This window comes from Parabacteroides caecihominis, from assembly GCF_023656785.1.
Lineage (GTDB): Bacteria > Bacteroidota > Bacteroidia > Bacteroidales > Tannerellaceae > Parabacteroides > Parabacteroides segnis.
Map to the genome: position 1 here is coordinate 52,610 of NZ_JAMOKS010000018.1, position 21,388 is coordinate 73,997.

Annotated in this window: 27 protein-coding genes; 2 read left to right on the top strand and 25 right to left on the bottom strand. The window is 43.2% G+C overall.

All coding sequences use genetic code 11. The annotated features are described in order from the left end of the window. Positions 1-3 precede the first annotated feature (3 nt). Complete coding sequence (locus NBH14_RS16060) at positions 4-711, bottom strand: pirin family protein (RefSeq protein ID WP_186960031.1); 708 nt, start codon at positions 709-711, stop codon at positions 4-6. A 178-nt stretch (positions 712-889) separates the two neighbouring features. Between NBH14_RS16060 and NBH14_RS16065 the strand changes: the two genes are divergently transcribed. Continuing rightward, a complete protein-coding gene (locus NBH14_RS16065; RefSeq protein WP_007658983.1) occupies positions 890-2,383 on the top strand; it encodes an IMP dehydrogenase in 1,494 nt (497 codons plus the stop codon). Between the two features lie 91 nt (positions 2,384-2,474). On the opposite strand, the gene NBH14_RS16070 is transcribed toward NBH14_RS16065, so the two are convergent. The 16 genes from NBH14_RS16070 to NBH14_RS16145 all read right to left on the bottom strand — a co-directional run bounded on the left by NBH14_RS16070 (position 2,475) and on the right by NBH14_RS16145 (position 14,732). After that, entirely contained in the window at positions 2,475-2,786 is a 312-nt protein-coding gene (locus tag NBH14_RS16070) for a HigA family addiction module antitoxin (RefSeq protein ID WP_186960030.1), read from the bottom strand. A 9-nt stretch (positions 2,787-2,795) separates the two neighbouring features. Further along, positions 2,796-3,113 carry a type II toxin-antitoxin system RelE/ParE family toxin gene (locus NBH14_RS16075; protein WP_186960029.1) on the bottom strand — a complete coding sequence of 106 codons (318 nt, stop codon included), beginning with the start codon at positions 3,111-3,113 and terminating at the stop codon, positions 2,796-2,798. A 71-nt stretch (positions 3,114-3,184) separates the two neighbouring features. Continuing rightward, positions 3,185-3,673, bottom strand: coding sequence for a hypothetical protein (locus NBH14_RS16080; RefSeq protein ID WP_186960028.1), 489 nt, complete (start codon positions 3,671-3,673; stop codon positions 3,185-3,187). Positions 3,674-3,679: 6 nt separating this feature from the next. Next, positions 3,680-4,048 carry a D-Ala-D-Ala carboxypeptidase family metallohydrolase gene (locus NBH14_RS16085; RefSeq protein WP_186960027.1) on the bottom strand — a complete coding sequence of 123 codons (369 nt, stop codon included), beginning with the start codon at positions 4,046-4,048 and terminating at the stop codon, positions 3,680-3,682. Positions 4,049-4,070: 22 nt separating this feature from the next. Continuing rightward, positions 4,071-4,283, bottom strand: coding sequence for a hypothetical protein (locus NBH14_RS16090; RefSeq protein WP_186960026.1), 213 nt, complete (start codon positions 4,281-4,283; stop codon positions 4,071-4,073). Positions 4,284-4,326: 43 nt separating this feature from the next. Then, the gene (locus NBH14_RS16095; protein WP_186960025.1) at positions 4,327-4,767 is read right to left on the bottom strand and encodes an HU family DNA-binding protein; all 441 of its coding nucleotides are present in this window, start codon (positions 4,765-4,767) and stop codon (positions 4,327-4,329) included. Between the two features lie 305 nt (positions 4,768-5,072). Beyond that, positions 5,073-5,651, bottom strand: a complete 579-nt coding sequence (locus NBH14_RS16100) for a GNAT family N-acetyltransferase (protein WP_186960024.1) — start codon at positions 5,649-5,651, stop codon at positions 5,073-5,075. A gap of 4 nt (positions 5,652-5,655) precedes the next feature. Beyond that, positions 5,656-5,808, bottom strand: a complete 153-nt coding sequence (locus NBH14_RS16105) for a hypothetical protein (RefSeq protein WP_186960023.1) — start codon at positions 5,806-5,808, stop codon at positions 5,656-5,658. 65 nt (positions 5,809-5,873) lie between these two features. Continuing rightward, positions 5,874-6,350: a hypothetical protein gene (locus NBH14_RS16110; RefSeq protein WP_186960022.1), complete on the bottom strand. Its 477-nt coding sequence runs from the start codon at positions 6,348-6,350 to the stop codon at positions 5,874-5,876. Positions 6,351-6,511: 161 nt separating this feature from the next. Further along, positions 6,512-6,793, bottom strand: a complete 282-nt coding sequence (locus tag NBH14_RS16115) for an HU family DNA-binding protein (RefSeq protein ID WP_186960021.1) — start codon at positions 6,791-6,793, stop codon at positions 6,512-6,514. A 6-nt stretch (positions 6,794-6,799) separates the two neighbouring features. Then, a complete protein-coding gene (locus NBH14_RS16120) occupies positions 6,800-9,112 on the bottom strand; it encodes a hypothetical protein (RefSeq protein WP_186960020.1) in 2,313 nt (770 codons plus the stop codon). Between the two features lie 33 nt (positions 9,113-9,145). Then, positions 9,146-11,236, bottom strand: a complete 2,091-nt coding sequence (locus NBH14_RS16125) for a BACON domain-containing protein (protein ID WP_186960019.1) — start codon at positions 11,234-11,236, stop codon at positions 9,146-9,148. 56 nt (positions 11,237-11,292) lie between these two features. Continuing rightward, on the bottom strand, positions 11,293-12,216 hold the full coding sequence (locus NBH14_RS16130; RefSeq protein WP_186960018.1) for a FimB/Mfa2 family fimbrial subunit: 924 nt from the start codon (positions 12,214-12,216) through the stop codon (positions 11,293-11,295). After that, on the bottom strand, positions 12,213-12,884 hold the full coding sequence (locus NBH14_RS16135; RefSeq protein WP_186960017.1) for a DUF3868 domain-containing protein: 672 nt from the start codon (positions 12,882-12,884) through the stop codon (positions 12,213-12,215). Before NBH14_RS16135 ends, NBH14_RS16130 begins: the two co-directional genes overlap by 4 nt. A gap of 3 nt (positions 12,885-12,887) precedes the next feature. Then, positions 12,888-13,478 (bottom strand): DUF3575 domain-containing protein, encoded by a 591-nt coding sequence (locus tag NBH14_RS16140; RefSeq protein ID WP_250817650.1) that lies wholly within the window; start codon positions 13,476-13,478, stop codon positions 12,888-12,890. 231 nt (positions 13,479-13,709) lie between these two features. Further along, positions 13,710-14,732 (bottom strand): tyrosine-type recombinase/integrase, encoded by a 1,023-nt coding sequence (locus NBH14_RS16145; RefSeq protein ID WP_186960016.1) that lies wholly within the window; start codon positions 14,730-14,732, stop codon positions 13,710-13,712. A 555-nt stretch (positions 14,733-15,287) separates the two neighbouring features. Here NBH14_RS16145 and NBH14_RS16150 point away from each other — a divergent pair. Continuing rightward, positions 15,288-16,196, top strand: coding sequence for a helicase associated domain-containing protein (locus NBH14_RS16150; protein ID WP_186960015.1), 909 nt, complete (start codon positions 15,288-15,290; stop codon positions 16,194-16,196). 335 nt (positions 16,197-16,531) lie between these two features. On the opposite strand, the gene NBH14_RS16155 is transcribed toward NBH14_RS16150, so the two are convergent. The 8 genes from NBH14_RS16155 to NBH14_RS16190 all read right to left on the bottom strand — a co-directional run bounded on the left by NBH14_RS16155 (position 16,532) and on the right by NBH14_RS16190 (position 21,382). Continuing rightward, positions 16,532-16,999 (bottom strand): hypothetical protein, encoded by a 468-nt coding sequence (locus NBH14_RS16155; protein WP_186960014.1) that lies wholly within the window; start codon positions 16,997-16,999, stop codon positions 16,532-16,534. An 80-nt stretch (positions 17,000-17,079) separates the two neighbouring features. Continuing rightward, positions 17,080-17,415 carry a hypothetical protein gene (locus tag NBH14_RS16160; protein ID WP_186960013.1) on the bottom strand — a complete coding sequence of 112 codons (336 nt, stop codon included), beginning with the start codon at positions 17,413-17,415 and terminating at the stop codon, positions 17,080-17,082. 200 nt (positions 17,416-17,615) lie between these two features. After that, complete coding sequence (locus tag NBH14_RS16165; protein ID WP_186960012.1) at positions 17,616-18,083, bottom strand: hypothetical protein; 468 nt, start codon at positions 18,081-18,083, stop codon at positions 17,616-17,618. Beyond that, complete coding sequence (locus NBH14_RS16170) at positions 18,080-18,556, bottom strand: N-acetylmuramoyl-L-alanine amidase (RefSeq protein WP_186960011.1); 477 nt, start codon at positions 18,554-18,556, stop codon at positions 18,080-18,082. The genes NBH14_RS16165 and NBH14_RS16170 overlap by 4 nt, the downstream gene beginning before the upstream one ends. Then, on the bottom strand, positions 18,540-18,965 hold the full coding sequence (locus NBH14_RS16175) for a phage holin family protein (RefSeq protein WP_186960010.1): 426 nt from the start codon (positions 18,963-18,965) through the stop codon (positions 18,540-18,542). The genes NBH14_RS16170 and NBH14_RS16175 overlap by 17 nt, the downstream gene beginning before the upstream one ends. Beyond that, entirely contained in the window at positions 18,965-19,519 is a 555-nt protein-coding gene (locus tag NBH14_RS16180) for a DUF6712 family protein (protein ID WP_186960009.1), read from the bottom strand. Before NBH14_RS16180 ends, NBH14_RS16175 begins: the two co-directional genes overlap by 1 nt. Beyond that, positions 19,500-20,669, bottom strand: a complete 1,170-nt coding sequence (locus NBH14_RS16185; RefSeq protein ID WP_186960008.1) for a hypothetical protein — start codon at positions 20,667-20,669, stop codon at positions 19,500-19,502. Before NBH14_RS16185 ends, NBH14_RS16180 begins: the two co-directional genes overlap by 20 nt. Before the next feature lie 23 nt (positions 20,670-20,692). Beyond that, positions 20,693-21,382: a hypothetical protein gene (locus NBH14_RS16190; protein ID WP_186960007.1), complete on the bottom strand. Its 690-nt coding sequence runs from the start codon at positions 21,380-21,382 to the stop codon at positions 20,693-20,695. Positions 21,383-21,388 lie beyond the last annotated feature (6 nt).

Sequence of the window (21,388 nt, forward strand, 5' to 3'; positions counted from 1 at the left end):
CTATCAATTCATCGGAACTTCCATCAATAAGATCCGGGAATTTTTCAGCACTTCTATCGTAATACTGTCAGTTTCATAAAAACCGGCACCATCCCGTTTGGAAAGCACTGTGTTATTCACTTCCACTTCTCCTTCGATAACGAAAAGATAAACGCCTGTACCCTTCTTATGAAGTTTATACTCCTTGATCTGCCCCGCATCCAGTTCACCTATCGAGAACCAGGCATCCTGGTTGATCGCAGCCGGTGTTTCACCGTCAGGCGAAAGGATCAACGACAACTCATTCTTCTTCAGTAAAGAACGTACATCATAATTATTATACTTCGGTTTCGTATTTTCCTCACGAGGGAATACCCATATCTGCAAAAATTCAAGCTGCTGTTCGGCACTGTCATTAAATTCACTGTGGAAAATACCTGTACCGGCACTCATCACCTGGATATCACCCGGGGTAATGGTTTCACTGTTCTGTATACTGTCGCCATGACGCAGATAGCCATTCAGCGGTATGGATATCACTTCCATATTCTTATGCGGATGTGTGTCAAAGCCTTCGCTCGGAGCAACCGTGTCATCGTTCAACACACGCAACATCCCGAAATGTACCCTTTTGGGATTGTAATAATTTGCAAAACTAAATGTATGATATGTTTTAAGCCAACCATGATTTGCATGTCCACGAGAGTTCGCCTTATCTACTACCATTTTCATAAAATATTCCTCCTCTTTAATTCACATATATAACATTCCATCCGCTGAAAAAGTTCCGATGCCTCCCTTCCTCAGACAATAGTCCTTTAATTAGTATGAAAAATGCACCTAAATGAAAACATATCTGAACAGAATTCAGTACTTTTGCACAAAAATTCATCCTGTAAATATTAATCATATGGCAGTTTACTTAAACGATGTATCTAGAACCTTCGGAGAATACCTGCTTATTCCCGGTTTGACCACCAAACAATGTGTGCCCACAAACGTTTCACTGAAAACATCACTTGTCAAACACAATGTCGGCGAGAAGTCTCCTATTGAATTAAATATCCCGTTTGTTTCGGCAATCATGCAATCGGTATCCGGTCCTGAGCTGGCTATCGAACTGGCCCGTAACGGTGGTCTTTCATTCATTTTCGGTTCACAGCCAATCGCCAGCCAGGCAGAGATGGTCAGAAGAGTGAAAAAGTTCAAAGCAGGTTTTGTCACCAGCGACTCTAACCTGACTCCCGAAAACACGTTGGCCGACGTTATCGACCTGGTTAATCAGACAGAACATTCCACAATCGGTATTACCGACGACGGAACTCCTAACGGTAAACTGCTCGGATTGGTTACCAGCCGCGACTATCGGGCCGAAAAAGACGATCTTTCCACAAAAGTAAAAGAGTTCATGACTCCTTTCTCCAAACTGATCGTCGGCGAAGTCGGCATCTCGTTGAAAGAAGCCAACCAGATCATCTGGGATCATAAACTGAATACACTTCCTATCATAGACAAGGATCAGAATCTGGCTTATTTCGTATTCCGCAAGGATTATGACAACCACCGCGAAAACCCGAACGAACTTTCCGGTGCAGATAAGAAGTTGCTGGTTGGTGCCGGTATCAATACCCGCGACTATATGGAGCGTGTTCCCGCATTGGTCGAAGCCGGTGTAGATGTATTATGTATCGACTCTTCCGACGGTTACTCCGAATGGCAATGCGAAACATTGCAATGGATCAAAAAAGAATATGGCGATAAAGTTAAGGTTGGTGCCGGAAACGTGGTAGACAGAGAAGGTTTCTTATATCTGGTAAAAGCCGGAGCCGATTTCATCAAAGTAGGTATCGGTGGCGGTTCTATCTGTATTACCCGTGAACAGAAAGGTATCGGACGCGGACAAGCTACTGCCCTGATCGATGTCGCCCAGGCGCGTGACGAATATAAAGAACAGACCGGTATTTATGTTCCTATCTGTAGCGACGGCGGCCTGGTACATGACTACCATATGGTACTTGCCCTGGCAATGGGTGCCGACTTCCTGATGATGGGACGTTATTTCGCCCGTTTCGACGAGTCTCCTACAAAGAAACTGCGCATCGGCAATAATTTCGTAAAAGAATACTGGGGTGAAGGTTCAAACCGTGCCCAGAACTGGCAACGTTACGATATGGGAGGCACCGCTTCACTGAAGTTTGAAGAAGGAGTAGACAGCTACGTGCCTTATGCCGGAAAGATGAAAGACAACCTCAATCTGACATTAGGTAAAATCAAAGCTACTATGTGTAGCTGCGGAGCCATCACAATTCCTGATTTACAGAAAAATGCCAAGATCACACTGGTATCTTCAACAAGTATCGTAGAAGGTGGTGCACACGATGTGATCCTGAAAGAACAGAATTAATCATTTCTGATCAATATATAAAACAGCCGCAAATCTCTTGTCCTGAAATTTGCGGCTGTTTTATTTATATTTCTCTCATACAAATACCACCTTACAACAAAGCGACAAACTTACGTATTTGGTTTAGACGTTCCATAAACGTTTGATCGTTACTAGCTTGCTGCATATTATATTTCAGTTGCAAGCGCATCAGTGAATCAGCAGGGATGTCCAGCGCCGCTTCTAGCATCATAGCTGTCGCAGTGGTCAACGAACGTCGCCCATTCAACAGGTCATTTAGAGCTTTGTAGGGTATACCTATCTGTTGTGCCAGTTGCCGCTGTGAAATTTTACGGTATTCTATTTCATCCTTAAGCACTTCTCCGGGATGGGTTGGTGTATATCCAAATTTTACTGTAGCCATATCTGCTTCTTATTTATAATGATTAGACAATTCAATGATATTACATACGGTGACCACTACTTCAGAAACCACTTTCGTCGTCTTAAACTCAACACGATATTGATCGTTCACCCTGACCGACTCCAGTCCTGCCTTGTCTCCAACGAGTGACTCGTAATGTAACGAATGATAGCGGAAAAGATCCTCTACAACCGACAACGATTCCAGCAAATCAACCGTCTTACGGTATTTTGCTATAATTTGAGGTTGAAAGCGATGCTTTTTATCGGAAGTCTCCCCTTTTAAATACAACTCCTCCAAATATTTCTTGTCGAACCTTATTTCCATGCTCCAATTATAATCATTCGAATACAAAGGTAAAATAAAAACCTCAAAATCCACAATATTTGAGGACTTTTTCAGAAAATTCTTACACAGTCAGAGTTATTCCTGAATGTTTTTCTCACCAACCATCCCCCTCCAATTACCAGCAATATCACCCCTCCCCACCAAAAAGAAGAGGAGACCTTTGTACTTTTGTTTGTTTCAATTTTTTCCTTTTTATCGATAGATACTTTTTCTTCGTTTTTTACATTCTTCGAAACAGCAGAGGACAACTCCGAACCTTTATCCCCTACTAACCTTGTTACCGAACGAACATATTGCTTTTCCATACTATCCGGTGAAAAAAATTCGATATGTTCAAGATGATACTTTTCCCAACAGGAGGTTTGGATCTGTTGAGACAAATGCAAGCTATCGGAATAAGTAAGCATCCGGGTTGAAGCAGCTTCTCGTTGGACATGTTGCACACTGCTTAGCCGTCCGGTATGACAACCGGACAACAGGTATAAAAGAAACAACAGGACGCTCACCATTCCGAAACAGTTTTTTTGATATCTCATCATACCGGTTCATTTATATAATACCTGACGTCTCTGCTTTCCATTCACCCGGTATGATAAATGCAGGAAATGCTTCTTTCGATAGAGAATTGCCTGGTCGAAGGGCAGGTCGCTCTTTTTAAGAGTATCCAACAGGAAATAAATATCAGGGACATAACAATCTGCCGCCTCCCCTTTCACATGCTGGCTGGAACGGACACCACCGACCAGGCGGTTTACTTCCGGGCTGCGATAGCCGCTGGTGACTACAATCGGTTTGTTGTAAGCAATACGGAGCGGCTGGAGAAGGCATTTTACCAATTCACAAAGAGCACAACGGGCCTCTTCGGGCGGATTATTAGGCAAACCGTTCAGAATCGCGATGCAACTATAAGTCATTTCTTCTCAGGTAAAGTCTCTACTAATGTTCTTTTTCATCTTTTACTTGTTTTATTTTGTATGAATAATCGACACCGAACAAGGCGCCGGCAAAGGTGCTGATCTCTCCGAAAGCGACGAGAACGCTGTTATGGATTTCTCCGGAGGGAGCGATCCAAAAGCCGGAGAAGAGAAGGACAATCCCGCTCAGAACGAGCAGGATTGCCATTACTAACTGGATTGTCAATCGTTTCATAAGGCCTTGTTATTATTCCTTATTACCATTGAAATCCGCCGGATCACTCAATCTCCGGACGATCGCCTCCACCGCCTTCCGAACCGTTCTCTTTCTTCTCCGCTTCTTCTTCAAACTTCGTGATCTGGTTCGACCAGCGCAGGCTTGATCCCGGCGTAAATACGATACGGGCCTTTTTAATTTTAGAAGCATTGAAATCGTCTTCATTTTCCGTACCGGTTGATTTGACCGACAAACGGAAATTACCGAACTCACCAACCTGTACAATGTTTCCCGAACGAAGTTCCAACCCCATCGCCCAGTTCAGCGAGTCGAGGATTGCCTTCACATCGGCACTCGACATCGCCGAACGATTGGAGATCAGTTCACACAACTTTGCCATATCGCAATAGCCGGAGGCTTTCGCCATTGCATAGGTTTTCACTTTGTCCTTGTCTGCCCCGAACATGATCTTTCGCTGTACTTTCTTAAATTTTAAACTCATAACTTTTAAGTTTTAAATGTTAGATACTTGTAATTGACTACAGTGCAAAAGTACGACAGGAAAAAAGAGAGAAATTCCTGAATAACAACAGGCAAAATACTAATATTCAGATAGTTTGAAATAAAATATTAAATTTACACGATCTAATTCAGGAAGGTAAACAGGAACTTTTTTATAGGCTTTTAGTTTTTTCTTTTTTACATTTAAGTCCTCACAACATGCCAAAACAAAACGCCCCGCCTTGCAACTCGTTCTATTGCAAGGCGGGACAGGCAAAATTATGCTATTTGTACTAACCAAAGAGATTAATCGTCTAATTCATCATCAGCTATCGTTGCTAAATCGAAATATAGCAAGCGGGTAACGGCACCGGCATCCTCCTCATTTAAAGGAACGAAACCATTCTTTATATAAAAAGGAATAGCATCGGCATAGGCATCCACCGTCAGAAAACGGCAACCGGTCTTGTTGTCCATCAAAAAGTAACTTTTAATGAAATCAAGAAGAAAAGATCCCATATGTAAACCTTTTGCTTCGGCTTGAACACCCAGACGGCATATCTTCACGGCTGGATAACTTTTCAATCGCTTCTCATTCACAAAACGAAACTTACGAAAGCGGTTAAACTCCGTCTTGCTGTCAAAGTCGTTCAAAGAAACCTTATCATTTGCCAAACTGAAATAGGCAGAAATAATATTGCTGTCTTGTTTACTCTCAATCACATAGCTTACTGCAAGCAAGGCTTGCCGGTAAAGAGAAGATTCTTTCAAAATAAAATCGTTCAAATCAGCGTCTCCGCAATCGAACGATTTTATTAATTCTCTTCTTTTCAGTCTGCGTATATTATAAACAGATGAAAGATAATCACTAATTTGCTGCTCCATACCTTTATTTTATTAGCATTTTCATTGCAGCCTCATAGTTTCTCACTCTTCTTTCTCTTTCTTCCTTCGTTTCCTTGGGCGGGTTCTTCATCCGTTCCAGAAATCTCCGGGCATCTTCCCCGTAAAGTATCGGGGTTTCCTTGATAGGTCTTGCCATAAATTTTCTCCTTTCTTTTGGTTATGTGGAGGCAAAGGTAATCATTATTTCCATAAATAGGCTCACTACCCTACCACGATTTTCCCTATCAAAAGAAGGAACTCACACAGATCGTCCACATCCGGTTGCGAATGGCAGAGATAATTATCCAGAGTATCCAATTTATAATGAAAAGAAAATGCGAGTAGCAGGCAAGCGGCCAGATGATGGTATTTGACACGGCCTTTCTTGCCGGCTGTTTCAAGTATATACAATATGATAAGGAACAATTTGGGATAACGCAATTGAAAACGTAGTTTGCCGATTGGGGTATGGCCGGTCAGGTAATCGACGTACAAATTACGGTCATGTTTCAGGTAAGCATCCGTAAATTTACGAAACGGGCCGGGAAGGGAGTCGTAATAACCGAATGCCAGGCGGCAGAGTTTGAGGCGGTATTCCTTGCGGACAGGTTCTTCGAAGGTTTTCAACTTCGCGTCGAACGACGCAATGGTAGGCACGTTGCCAAATTGCAACTGCATTTCTTTTAATAGCTTTTTCATGATATGTGGTACCGAAAAAATTAGTTTTTCGATACCACTCCCAGCCAGTCCCGAAGCACAAAACCGGCTGCCCGCCTCTCCTTAGCATGGAGAGGGAAAGGACAGCCGGTTTCTCTTTCTGTCATTACAGGACACAACCTGTAATATCAGATGTTTTCATATCATTCCGTTCGGTTCAGATAATCCAGCAATTGCTTGCCGGGTTTGAACTTTACACTGACGCGGGGCGGGATCAGGCAAGGCACTCCCGTTTTGGGGTTACGGCCTGCTCGTTCCGTCTGTTGCCAGGGAGTAAGAGTTCCAAAACCTTGCAAAACTAATACACCATCCCTGCCCAGTTCCTCGGAAACTGTTTCCTGCATCGCACGGATAAAGCGCAATGCTTCCGACTGCGGGATTTTCATCTTTTCGGATATACCAGTGGCAAATTCCTGCTTGTTCATGATAGATTACTCTGTTACTTCTACAATCTCCGGACCATCATTTTGGATACAACGGATAGGACAGGCAGAAGCCTGATAAGAACCAGCAGACCCTCCAAAAAAGAGATAATTAGGCGCATTATATCCTGGGAGACAAAGAGCAGCCACATAATAACGGCCACCTCCCAGATCACGTCCTCCATTATCTCTCCCCAATGCCCCTGAATAAAATCCGGAAGCCGGTAAATACATGAACAGATTCGTATTGTCGTCGTCTTTTATCTTTTTATACTTACCATCAACCGACTCTGATCTGCCATTACTATCCAATAGACCCATATTACCAGATGTTGGCATGCGCCATCCGCGTGGGCAAGGATCATTCTTCACTTTTATAGGACTAGCATTGGTTCCGCCATTCCATCTGCGCTGTCCAATGGCCTCATTTTGGTCACACCAATCTCCTGAAACTTTAATAAACTTAGTAGCATCTCCTTCGTCTGTATATGATATTGTTCTATCTTCATTAAAAGTAGCTTTAGTTGTTGTTACAATTTTAGTTACATCGCCCCCAAATCCAACAGGACGCCCCCACTGATAACACAATCCGGTATAAGCAGAAAATTCATTCATTGCATCATCATCTACCAATTTCGACGGCATATTATAATTAGTACCTGCAAAAATCTTTGTCGCCCCTAGATTAACCGGAGCCCAATACCTTCCACCTACTAAATGAGGTATCTTATTCCCTGTCTCACCACTTTCAAATGCATGTGCTGCATCCGCATACTCCGGACGGTACTGTATGACAAGCGTATCATTATAGGTATTACTATTCGCATTTCTTGTACAGACCAGGATATCCAATGGAACTAGTTCGGCCTCCACCTGTTTGGGTATCGCTACATCATAAGCCGTTACTACTTTTGAACTTTCGAATGAAAAAGTAGGTTTTCCACGTACTACCCAATCTGGCTTTTCCGGAGAACTCTCTCCCTTTGTTGTCAGCGAGGTTCCTCCATAATCATATCTATAAAAGACACTAACCTCCGTTGCACAATTTCCGGTCGTTTTAAATTTGAATGTACCTGAAACAGCTGTTGTTGCAGAGGTAACGCCCAATGTTTTTGTAGCGGAAGTCCAAGTAAATCCGGTATTCGGTACAGCTACCGACTCCCATTTCGGAGCCGGGAAAGAAGGTTGTGCATACAGCGTTTCCCCTTCATCCCAATCCAACACCTCTATGCTAAACGAGACCTCCTGCCGTTCCGCCTCCGGCATAATATTAACAACATAACGATGATTGCGTTGCAAGGCTATCGGTTCTACAGGCGCAAGCTGCGTTTGAAGAAGAACAACCTTTTGATAAGCATCACCGTTTAATTTACCTTTTATCCTTAAATAGGTAGCAGTAGCATCCTCCTTATTTGAATTTTCATAGACATACAAACCGTCTATATACTGATGTCCGTCCCCTTCCGCATCCACAGAAATAGCGCCATCTGCTTCCGGATAAACAATCGGGTCTCCCGACACAGCCTTCTGCTCTGCCGTTGCCATTAAAGACGGGTCCGAATTTGGATTTACTATTTCTACCGATTCCAATACAAATCTTTTGTCCGCATCCACTGTTCCCAGATTTGCATAGTTACGGATATCGATACGCGACACCAAACGCTGCAACACAAATGTAACTGTTGCCGGACCACCGCCCACACGACCTTCCGACATTTTCCACTGATCGATCGTTTGAAGCGTATACATCAGTAAAGGAGAAGACGGGGCATTTGAAGTTACCGAAGCAGGTTCCCCACCGCCTTCATCCGGATTTTCGGGTTCTTCCACAACTGCATTAACCGTCACATTCTTCAGCTCCTCCCAGCTTTTTATATTTTTCAGTTGGTTTGCCAGCGTGCCGCCCTCTTCATAATTGGCGATAACCATTACCTGCGGGTTTTGCCAGGCATCACTGCGGAAACGCAGAATTGCCGAACTGCAATTTCCATTCTCTACAGTCAGATCCACAAAGTCATTATCACTATCCTTATTTCCACTAAAATAAGCCTGAAAATGTCCGTTTCCGTCGGCTGTACCTTCCGTATGAATAAAGAATGCCACGTTTTTGATATCACTTTCACCTTTCAAGGTAACATCACCGTCACCGGTCAGAGGATCACCTACCGCCTTTGTCGCCGTCGAACTGTTCAACGTCAGTTTCAGCACACCATATCCTTCTTCTACATAATCGGGATTCTCTTTTATTAATTCTTCCTTTCCCTCGCAAGCTATCAGGAGTCCCAATAACAAGAGAGAAAGTATTGCTATCTTTTTTATCATAATCTTTTGTTATTATGTTGTTTGTTTTTAATTCTATTCAGTTACAGCCGCTGCCTGGGTAATGGTGATAGTGGCAGAAGACGTATAAGTCGCCGTATCCAATATTTTTATTTTTGCCGTACGTGCTTCACCTGTCTCATTTGCTGTTGCTTTCAAATAAAAAGAACCGTTATGAGTTCCCAGATTTTCTGTTATACCATTATTAGTATCTTTATTATACACACTCAACCATTCTGTTCCTTTCTCTACTGTTCCTCCCTCCTGCACTTCATCCCAGGGATAAATAATATCATACTCCCACCCGGTAATAGCCACAACCGATATCTTCCGGTGATTATTCTGACCTGTTTCCTGCCCTGTTTCCGGGAATCCTTTAGCATCTACAGCCAAAGAATAGCTTCCTGTTCCGGTTTCTTCCAGATCCGTGCATTTTACCACTATTGTTCCCACTTTTACACCGCTTTGAATGACCCGGAGAGTTGTCAAATCGTTACCGCTCCCGTCTGTTAGCGTGATTGTATTTGTACGGCTGTTTGTACTTTTGTTTTCCGCAGGAGTAATAGAAAGTGCATCATCCGTCTTACTTACGCTCAGTCCCGTATATGAACCGTCCTTTAGTTTCCAACCGGAAATACCGGTCGCAACCTGAACCGTTATAGCTTCCTTTTGGCTTGCCGGCATCTTCAAGACATTCCCAATCAGCGAAGCTCCCCCAATCGACGAAAGGTCGGCTGAGAATGTGATTGCAGCCTGTTGATTTCCTTTCTGAACGACAATTAACGACTGACGAACAGACGGTTGGTTTTTATTTACAACGGTTATAACACCCTGACGCTGTTCGGCTGAATAATTAGTTGTAAGTATTTGAACGGTAAATGAATTAGTGACTCCGCCCTCGCCTGTAACGACTTTTGCTTCCAGCCAATCCAGACTTCCGTCCTTTTCCAATTCCCACACACCATCACAAGCAACAGACAATGTAATTGGAGTATCCGCATCCGCCGCCTTTTCCGCCTCGAATGTAAGCCTATTATCTTTAAAGGCTGCATCCCCACAACTCAGTCCAATCGTTCCCCAATCCGTCTGAACATCCATCGTATCGCCCACAAGCCAGTCTTCGACTTTCAATGTGGCAGTCAAACTGCCCTGACCTGCTGGGTCGACCTGCACCGTATACCGGTGATTGGCCTGAATACTGACCGGAGCACCGTGTATATCAAAGAATTTAACCGGAACTACCTGTGTATCCTCACTACTCGAACTATGACCGATCAGATTGAATTTAATCTCTCCTGTAGTCTCTTCCGTTGTCTTATTCGTAGGATACAGATAGAACACACCCGGAGCAACCCCGGCATTCGAACCGCTCACGGTCGAGAAGTCGATCAACGGCAATTGTACCCGCTCGGCAGCGTCCCACTCACTACCGGCAAACAACGGGCCCTGTCCGGGAACATTACTCAATGCGATCTGTTGAATCACAAAATTCGTCTCTTCGCTGTCATTACTGATGTCGAAACGGGCAACCCGGCGCATCAGTTCAACCTTCACCGGATTATCTTTCGACACATCCGACAGAACCATCTCGCAACTTCCGCTCATCAACATCGGACAGGCTATCAGGTCTTTCTGCGAGTTACCGAGTTTCTCCTTAAACGAAACCGTGTCTGTCTTATGCAGTTGCACATCGGCCAAAGACAGTTGATCGCGTGCATTCGCTACAAAATAAAATTTCTTTTTCTTTCCCTCTCCGACGGAAATAGTCACCAGGTTATCTTTCCCCGAAGTCGTCAGTGCAAATGTATTGGCTGCAACAGCGGCGTCCGCACCACTTCGCAGGATTTCTTCCAATACAACCGGTTTGGGATTCGCACTACTCAGCGAGTCCTCACCGAACACATAAATATCAAGCGTACTCAACTCGTTTTCCGCATTCGAGGCAATGCCTCCCTCAGCTTTTGTGTAAGGGACGTACCCCTGTGCTGTTCCCGAAAACAGGAAGGTCAGTTCCCTGCCGTCTTTCCCGCCGTTACCCTCGTCCGGACCGGACGTTTCCATGTCTTCACTACAAGCGGCCATCAGCAAGCTCGCCAGTGCCATTAAATAATACTTCTTTTTCTTCATAATGTTATTATTTAGAATTTATACCGGGCAGTACAACCGACTGCTGTTTTATTGTATCAGTTTCCTTCTCCCAGGACACCCCCGTCTATCCAGTCACCCACATAGGCCAGCGAGACGTTCACATTCCCTTTCTTATCTACCACCAACTGCAAATCAAACTCCTGACGGATATTGCCGCTCAGTTCGATCTGCATCGTATGAAAAAAACGGTACAGGTCTATTTCACGTATCAGCGCTTTATCATCGGCTAACAGGCAGAAGACCGGATGGTCCCCATTATGCAGGCGGAAACCAATGATTTCGCCATTCACCTGGCGGGATATATCCATTTCCACATCTATCGAACGTCTTCCCGGCTGGCATTCCTCCGGCCGGGAAGGAATATGAATCTCCTGTCCGGCCGGACTAACCGATGTATGCTTCGGCAAAAAACGGTAGACCGGGTAATGTCCGGCCAGCGTCATACGCAAATTGTTTGTACTGGCCGGAACACTGGCATCCCACCGGACTGTCACATGTAACCGTAAATAAGCATGCAATAAGTCGATACGTCCCCGGGTAACTCCGGAAGGGGCGACCGAAAAAGAACGGTACCCGTAGAAAAAACGGCCGGTATTGGACGGAGTCCCTGAATACAGTTGAATTTCTTCTAACGTTGTTTTGCCGATTTCAGCAGGGGCCACTTCGCTTAGTGAATCTATATTGGCCCAGCTGACCAAGGTATAATCGCCCGGTTGCAGCAGATATCCGGCCGATGCACCTTCCCGCACCCCACGCATTACCACCTGGCGAAGAATGCCGTCGCTATCAAACAGGTACTCCCGGAGATTGAAAACACAGGTGGTCAATAAGTTTTTACGGCCGTTGCCCGTATACCAATATTCCAGCTTTACGTTATAAGGACATTCGGCCAGTTCGCCGTCGATATTGCAACCGGCAAGCGTGAGGAGGACCGGGAAGAAAAGGTTCAGTAGTCTCATGGCTCGCCTCCTTTCTCTTCCAGCCCCGTACAGGGATCGGGCAGGTTTATGTCTTTTGTCAAAAGAGTATCGGACAAAAGGGTTTCCTTACAACAATCCCTTTCCACCTGTTTTAGACAGAGGGAAGCGTGACGCATCCAACCGGCATAAGGGAGGCTTATATTATAATGTATAGTATAAGTATCTTTTTCCTTTATTCCGATAAGCCGCATATAGGGTTTTTCTTTACAAGAATGTGGGGCAATCAGTTCTTCGCGCTGGTCGAAACGGGAACGCTGACGGCCGGAGAGGATTACCGGAGGAAGGGATACCTGTTTATTGTCCCTGCAAAGAGATGGGATCAGGCTCAGGGAACGGTCGGTCGGAATCCCGATATTCCGGACAATTATGTTCATGCCTATACGGATGCTGTCATCATGGATAACAAGAGTCTCAGGAGTGAAAAGAATGTTACCGGTCTGGGAAAAGACAGGCTGGGAGAAAAGGAAAAGGCAGGCGAGAAGGAGGAAAGATAACACACCCCCTGCCCCCTCTCCAGAGGGGAGGAAGATACTCCGATCACTAACTACCTGACCGACACCGGATAACAGTGTCCGAAAGTAACCCTTCCCCTCTCGAGAGGGGGTAAGGGGTGTGTCATATCCCCGCGTATAAAACAGCTTTTCCATCTCTCAGCGTATCAAATAAATAAATGTCACTCCCAACCGTGTCAGCCCCACAAAATGCCGTTTATACCTCCCTACCAGCTCCGCACATTCCGTACATACATACTTATTGTATTCCAGGTAAGCATACCCTACTCCCAGCGACAACTCCAATCCCCACCGTCCGCCAATAGCAAAGTGATAGCCATATGAAAAACCGCCACCATACAGTTCCCCCCGGTAGGTATAATCCTTCAAACCCGGGATAAACGGTACCTGCCCGATATTGTAATGACCGTAATGTCCATGCACGCCGAAGAAGTGCCCCTCAAAACTTTTGCAGGGCCAGTAACGAAGTTCAGGCTGCACCAGATAATGCCGCAGGGTCATCCCTTCAGGAAAGAATGTCCAGGAGTTGTAACTGCCTGACACGTTCAATGTCAGCCTTTTAGACAATCCGAATTCCACTTCCGCATTCGGCGTCGAAGTCAGCCACCACGACACATTCGTCCCTATCCCTATCTGTTGACCATACGAACCGTATGGCAACAATAGCAGCAACAAGACTAAAAACATGACCCGTAACTGGAATTTTCTTCTTTTTTCCGATCTTTTCATTCTCATTTCCCCATACAGGATGTCGGATTCCTTGCAAGAATCGGACATCTCCTTCCGGGGAAAGAGTATTCGCTGAATTACAGCATTTTAGAGAAGAGCTATTTGTGAGGATAGACCGGTTGGAGAACCGTTTTTATTCCGATTAGATTATAAAGTTATTTTTATTTTTTCACATTCCCCTTGTTTATTGTAGAATAACACGTACATTTGCAGACAGATAACCCGTGTTTTTCATGGGTTAATCTTAACAGAACGATGAGATGTCCGATTCTTGCAAGGAATCAGACATTTTTTATTTTTGCCCTTTCCTTTCTTTGAATTATACCGGATCAATGCATTCAGCATCTCTTCATTCGTCTCGTCGATCACATGCGAGGGCATTCCTTTCATATAGATACGTGTCACCCTTTCCGAACTGTGGCCCAACGCCTGGCTGATGATGGCCGTTGCCGTTCCGCAGGATTCCACCAGCGTCGCCCAGGTATGGCGCGCCACATAAGTGGTCAGGGGGAAAGGAAAATCCAGCGCTTTTCCTATTTCTTCCAGCTGGCGGTTGACCCGTTTCAGGGCGCTTTGTTCCGCCACTTCCTTTTCTTTATGGTACCGGTTACGGTGCAGAAAGGGGAAAAGGTACGGGCTGTCTTCCTCTTCGTAACGGTCGATCAGCTCGCGCAGTTCGGGGATGATCTTTACACGCAACGGCATAGAGGTCTTACTGCGGCTGTAATTGATATACCCGCCGTACAGGTCGCTTTTCTTTAATTTGAAAAGATCGACGAAGCACATTCCACGGGCATAGAAAAGGAACATGAAGACATCGCGGGCACGGGCTTTCTCGCCCGTCAGCTTCGCATCGCGCAGGCGGCAGACCTCTGTCTCCGACAGGGCGCGCTTCAATGTCGGCGGAACTGCGATGTTGATATATTTGAAGGGATATTCTTCCGCCTCTTCCACCCGGGACTGTTTGACGGCTTTATTATAGACGGCACGCAGGATGCGGTAATAACAGTCGGCGCTGCTGGCAGACAGCTTGTCCGTATCCTGCATATACACGACATAATCAGAAACCCACTGTCCGGTCACCTCTTTCAGAGGAAAACAGCCGGATTCCTCACCGACAAACCGGCGGACCGACTGCCGGGCATTCCGGTAGTTGGCGGCGGTAAAATGGTTCTCGTTCTCATCCAGATGTGCGATCTGCTGTCGGAAAAAGTCATCCAGCAGCAACGTTTCTTTCTTTTTTCTCGCTTTCATTTCTGTTGTTTTTTTAGTGATTATACTCTCCAAATGTCAGAATTTTAAATTCTTTACTAACACACAAATAGGAGTTTTGGTTGCTTAGAGGTAAAATAAGGGAAATTTCGGGAGGTTTTCAAAGGCAATGCAGAAAATCAACCGGATGTTTTTTCGATTCTTCCGTATGTTCGAGGGAAAACATACGGAAGTTTTGTGCAAACTGTGCGGATGAATTTATGAAATCATACGGATGATTTTTTTAACAATCTCCCTAAAAGGATGAAAAGTAGAAATCAGACTAAAAATAAGAACTAAAAGAAAGCCTTTTTGATGCTGGTTGACAAAATATAATGCGAATCAAAACAACATCATAACGGATAAAATACAAGCGCTTTGTATTCCTTTATCTTCACGAGATTCTGATATTTTGAAAACAGAAGTGAATATTCCCGTAAAAAAGCATAGAAAACAGGGATAAAATAACATTCTGTCAAAATGATATTATTAAAAATCAAATATTTGAATATCTTTGAGCATACATAACAGACAAAGAAGATCCAGAGTAGTAAGTATATGAATAAAAGAAAGAAAAAAAGAAACGGCATCTTGCGTGCTATTATTGTCTTTTACGATAAACATAACAAATGGCCTGTGCCTACGGCGAAAGAGGCAAAGGAACGCAGTTTGGGCCTATGGATTAGCAGATGCAGGTACCTCAGAAACCATTCTCCGGAAAAACTTACTGGAAAACAGATTGAATTAATCGACAGAATCGACGCAGACAAGATCCGGAAAAATACGGAACGGTGGCAGGATAATTATAATAACCTGAAAATCTTCCGGGAAAAAGAACAACGCTGGCCTTCCAGCAGTGCTTCGGACCCGCTAGAGATCAAGTTGTCCAATTGGTGTGCAACCCAAAAAATCACCCGGAAAAACACACCTAAGACCAAACAGAATAAAGAACGCATCAAATTGCTGGATGACATTGGATTCAACTGGTATGCGTACAACAAAAGGAGAAGCTGGAAGGAATCGTTCAATCTGGTCAGGGATTACTACAACAACACCGGCCGTTGGCCTGCCCACACCAGAGACCAGGAGGAATCGCGACTGGCTAAATGGTGCAGCAAAATGAGAGCTTACAAAAACGGCAACGATACAAGCGTCACGCTAACCCCCAGGCAGATCAAAAAGCTGACCGACCTGGGTTTTGACTGGTCCGACAGCCAGTCTAGCAACGGGCGTTCGCCGGAACGACTCGAAAAGATATGGATCGAAAGGTACCATGAGTTCAGCGAATTCATAACAAACGAAAAACGATACCCTCGCTCAAGGACTGGGAACGAGAGCGAAAAAGAAGAATCCCTTTACTCCTGGTGGATGCGAATGGGCTATCTGAGAAGAAGAGGTAAACTCAGCAGCGAACGCATCCAACTACTGGATCGCATCGGCTTCAGATGGGGAAAAGAAAATGAATAAGGAGAAATAAAAAAAGGTTTGAAATTGAATTTCAAACCTTTTTTTGTTGTTCTACCAGAACATACGACTTCTTCAACTCTATTTCTCTCTATATGAATATCTCCGAAAAATCAACATTCAATCAAAACTCGCCAACTATATCACAAGAACGATTTAACACTAAACTGAAACCAAAATGTCCCCTATTCTGTCCCCGAATGAAAAGCCCAGCAGAATTAACTACCGGGCCCGCCAGACTAAATACAATTGTGTAATCAAAAGCGTATTTGAACCAGGGTAAATGTCTACCCTAAAACTACTACCCAATGGAAGCTCTTCTTTTTTAAATACTTTTTTCAGAATCTAGCAACTTCATAATATTTAAAGAAATAGTAAAGTGCAACCTTATGCCATTTCGTAAACTCCTTATCTCCCGAAAGCAAAGATGACAATGTACATTTATCTATTCCGGTATAGTTACTAAGATGTTTATTACGCAATCCTAAACGTTCCATACGGGATTTAACCCAGTCTATGGTCATATTATCAATATCTTTACGATCAAAGTTTACAGCAGACACAGTAAGTTTCCAGTTTTCAGGTATCTCCCCCTTAAACATTTCGCGGGTACGTTCTGTTAGTTCCTTTTTTGAAAGAAAGACATTATTGACCATATCCTTTTGTTCGGCACGGACAATCAAACGATCTTCACTAAAAGAGACCACTTCAACAACAATATGAGCATAACGCTTATATTGTTTTGCAAATTCTTCCAGTCTTTTTTTACTCTCGACTGACAGAGGTAACAAATCTAAATTTTTCATACAAACTATCATTTTACGATTTGACAATCGGTTATTTTATTAAAAAAGGGAGAGGGAGAGGCTTTCACCTCTCCCCGGTTTCACAATTTGATGAGTCTCAAATGCGATAGGTCGAAAATTGCAATCTGTTTATTTTCACGCCCGAATTGCTTTGCTTCTTCAAGGTTTGTAAAAATCCGGATGCTGTCAAAATAAAACGCTTGGTTTTCCTCATTCAGCCATCCACCGACTTTCTTTTCGTGCTCTAAAGCATGGTTAAGAACTCTTTTCAGTCCATCTTCACCGAAACTGTCTTGGGTTTCAAGATAAGCAACTGAAATTCCCTTTGTGACCTTTTTTAAGGTTGTAAGGTCAACCGTGAATCCATCAGGATTCTGCTTTGCTATCTCCAGGATAGCTTTGAACAATTGTTCCATAATGTAAAGAACTTATGCGGACGTCACCCGCGTTTATTATGACATTACAAATGTATGAATAAGTTTGTTACTAACAAACAAACAAATGCTTTTTCTTTATTAAAAATCAACTTTAATAGATTGATATAATAAAACCGCTCTACCTATCTCAGGCAAAACGGTCTACATTACTAACTAAACTATATACTATGAGAAAAAATCTATTTAAGTTTTTTTGCTATCCACAAACCTACACAACCGGACAAAATAACGATCAACCCAGAAACCCAGCTAGGTAAAACAAACCTCCGATCAATCAGCACATCATCAGTAACAATCTCTTTTATACCTTCATCCTTTACCTGGATAGATGTATTCGTCTCCTGCTTATCACTATTCTCTTCCGTTGTCACCGATCGTTTTTGTTCGGAATGGATATCCATCTGGGTAGTCTTTACAATATATTGGTTCCCGATACTGTCCGGCTTGGATAACTCTGTTATAGTTATGATACCGGTTCCTTTATACTCCAGTAACTCCGTAATTGTCCGCTGAACAGATTCCGTGACATGGGAACTATCCTTTTGACTACTGATAGCCGTACTAACCGTTTCCGATCTGTAACTCTGCTTTTTAGAACCGCACCCGGATAAAAAAAACAGACACCAAAGTATTATCCCCCATTTCATGGTTTCACATTCACATTGGGAAAGAACGAAGTAAATTCACTCTGTACGTCAAAGCAGGGACAAACCTTTAACCATTCAAAAGGTTCAATCACACCATTACCATTTAGATCAGGTGAATAATCTCGATGTCCCTTTACTTCTATAACGTTCGGATACTTCCGGCACAATTCATTCACCAATTCACTGATGGCAGCCTTTTGCGCTTCGGTACGGGTATCTTTGGGATTTCCGGAACCATCTAGTCCACCGACATAACAAATGCCTATACTGTCCGCATTATGCCCTGAAACGTGCGCCCCGGCTTTTTCTACAGGTCGCCCTTTATGAACTGATCCATCAGCATAAACTACGTAATGATAGCCGATACCGTTCCATCCGCGTGCTTGATGCATTTTATCAATATCCACAACTGTTAGGGGTTGTCCCTCCCGCGATGCAGTACAATGTATTATGATTTTATTTATCTGTCTCATTTTTATCACCTTCTATTTCTATTATATCTGTTTTCTTTCCAAAGAAATTCAAGAACTTCACCTTTACATGCTTTCCACGTGCAGCAAAGTAGTTGACATATATACTTTCTAACTCAACACCGTATATAACGAGTAGGATGATGAGCGGTAACAAGTCAATTCCAAAAGGTTGACCAAACGCCTGTCCGAACGAATAAGCCATTACAACCCAAATGATATAGCTTGTAATCTTATCCATTGTACGCCTGACTGCCCGCGATCGTTTGATCGGGTCCTTCCGATACCGGGATGCTGCAATACCAAATTTCAGATCACCCAGTGTCAAGACCAAAGCCAGGAAGAAAAGCCATTTCGCCCAAGCAAAAAACTCGATCAGACCAAAAAGAAATTTATCTGTATAGTTCTCCATCAGTCCCCTATTTTAGAAATTACAGGACCACGAACCGGAGTAATGCTTCCTTTTCTCCATTTAGGAAACTTATCTGAATTATGCTTGATATACCGGAGACAGTCATTCATCAGTTCTTCAGCAATAGAAAAAGCCTCTTTATATTCTTCCTGTTTTTCTTTTAACTCCGCATGTGAGCTATATTCAACCTGATTCTGCATCAATCCCACCCGTGACAGGTTCCTGTCTCCATGTTTCACCAAACGAGCGTAAACGAAATATTTCAGCGCTTTTTCAAGCCCTGAGAAAATAAACTCATCATTCCCATTTTTATAGATACCACCATGAAGTAAATTATCATAGGCACCGTTGGCCGGTTCTCCTTCTGATCGATTGACATACCGGAGCAAATCAATGAAAAGGTTATCACCTAAAGCATTCTTGATATCCTGCTGCTGGGATTCATCAATGTACACAAGTATTTTTTCAACATCAACATGCGTTGACATGGGGCGAACGGTAGTTTTTACACTATCTACGTCCGTTAATTGCTTATTAAACAGATTGGACTTCATAACTTAAAGGAATTAATGAATAGTCGTTTGTTTGATTAACCGGATATGCAAAATGTGAGAACACAGATCGGAAACTTTGTTCCATCAGGACACGCTCGTCGATCGTCATAGCATTATAAAAGTTAAAGGCATCATTAATAATGTCGTTTGAAAACCCCAGTGCACCGGAACGAATACGGTAAAATACCTCCTGATTGAACGCTGCATGTATTTCCTCCGCTACAGCATCCTTCGTTACAGTAAAGTCTTTATCGAAATTCTTGGTTGGGAACTCGACAAATTGAGGAACATCGTCTCCATCTTCACGCCCTACACCTAAAATTTTACATGCTTCGGAATCACCTTGAAAATCTTTAAATTTCGCTGCATCAAAACCATTCTGATATTCTGTCCCTTCAACCCAATTTCCATCTTTATCTTCTACCATGACTTTCTGTCCTTTGGGATAAACGAACATACCCATCGGCAAAAAATTACTCCTGACATTACGATAACGAACATTTGCCAAACCTTCATCGGTGCTTATATCAGTAATGGCACTGTCGTAAATGGTAGATGGATAGACCATGAACCCATCTTTTGACACATATAACGTCTGACCTTTATAAACTTCGATACCTCCAGCTGCCACAATCTGAGATAGTACAACGTCGGGATTAGGATTAAACACATCTGTATAGGCAATAGTATTTTTACTGGGTTTCTTAATCTTTTTCTTTCCCTTCGAACAGGTCCAATCTGGGTGTATGCCGATTTTGGCTATATATCCGGTATCATCATCAATACACAGACGGCAGTCTTCAAAAGGAATATGCTCAACGCTGGTAATCTCACATAGAAGATTGTAATTTATATGCAAAGCAAATCCACCAAATTTTGCCAAATCATCAGAACAGAGTCTTAGCAAAGTATCGCATGTCTGGCCTTTCATATTGACAATAGACTTGTAAAATAAGGAATCTTTGAAACCTGCACCTCTAATAAATTTTGCATACCGACCAACACAACTTTTTGCATTACTGGAAGCCCCCAACAACTGCAATATCATCTGAGGATAGTTATTCCCCTTTCCATAACTTTGTATATCCAGGTTGGTTACATCAGCTACAGGAATACGTATTTTCGGTATTTTTACTTCATCTATTGTCATATTTCACAAGTCTATTGTATCAATTAATCCACTTCCGTCTGATCCGGATTTTCTCCGTTCTCCAATGCACCATCTTTACCCGAATCATCTGTTTTCTTCTCACTTTCTGCCTTCAATTGTTCAGATGCCTCTTTCAGTAAAGAATCAATATACTTTTTCGTTACTTTCACATCACCAACCTTATCAAAGGCCACAAAATGCGCCTTTACAGCTCTTTTTGTCATACCTTCAATAAGCATTCTTTTCATATCGGCGATAGCATCCAATTCGGCAGAAGTTAATTCAATAGGAATATGTTCTTTCCCTAACAACTTATCCAAATATTCTGCAACATCATCCTTCCATCCATCAGGCAGACGTTCAAAATACTTACTGTTTTTTTCATCCAAAGACAAAAATTCGATCGCTAACTCATCCGTACAATTCTGGTACACGATCATACGACTGGAACCAAAACCAAGAGGCATACACACACCTCTGGCAATCTGATATCTTTTTTCTTTCATACGTTCCTCAAATAATATTCGATTAGTTTTATAAAGGTTGACGAGTTCCATCAACGCATCAAAATAACAGTTCCTACAAGTGTAGGATATTTTGCGACATAGAGCTTTAGAAGCCAAAGAAACGAGCGTATCCCGTTCTTGCGGTGTTTCTTTCCGAAGACGAAAACGCTCGATCACTTCTTTTGTCAATAGTTCATCCACTCTCATACCTAT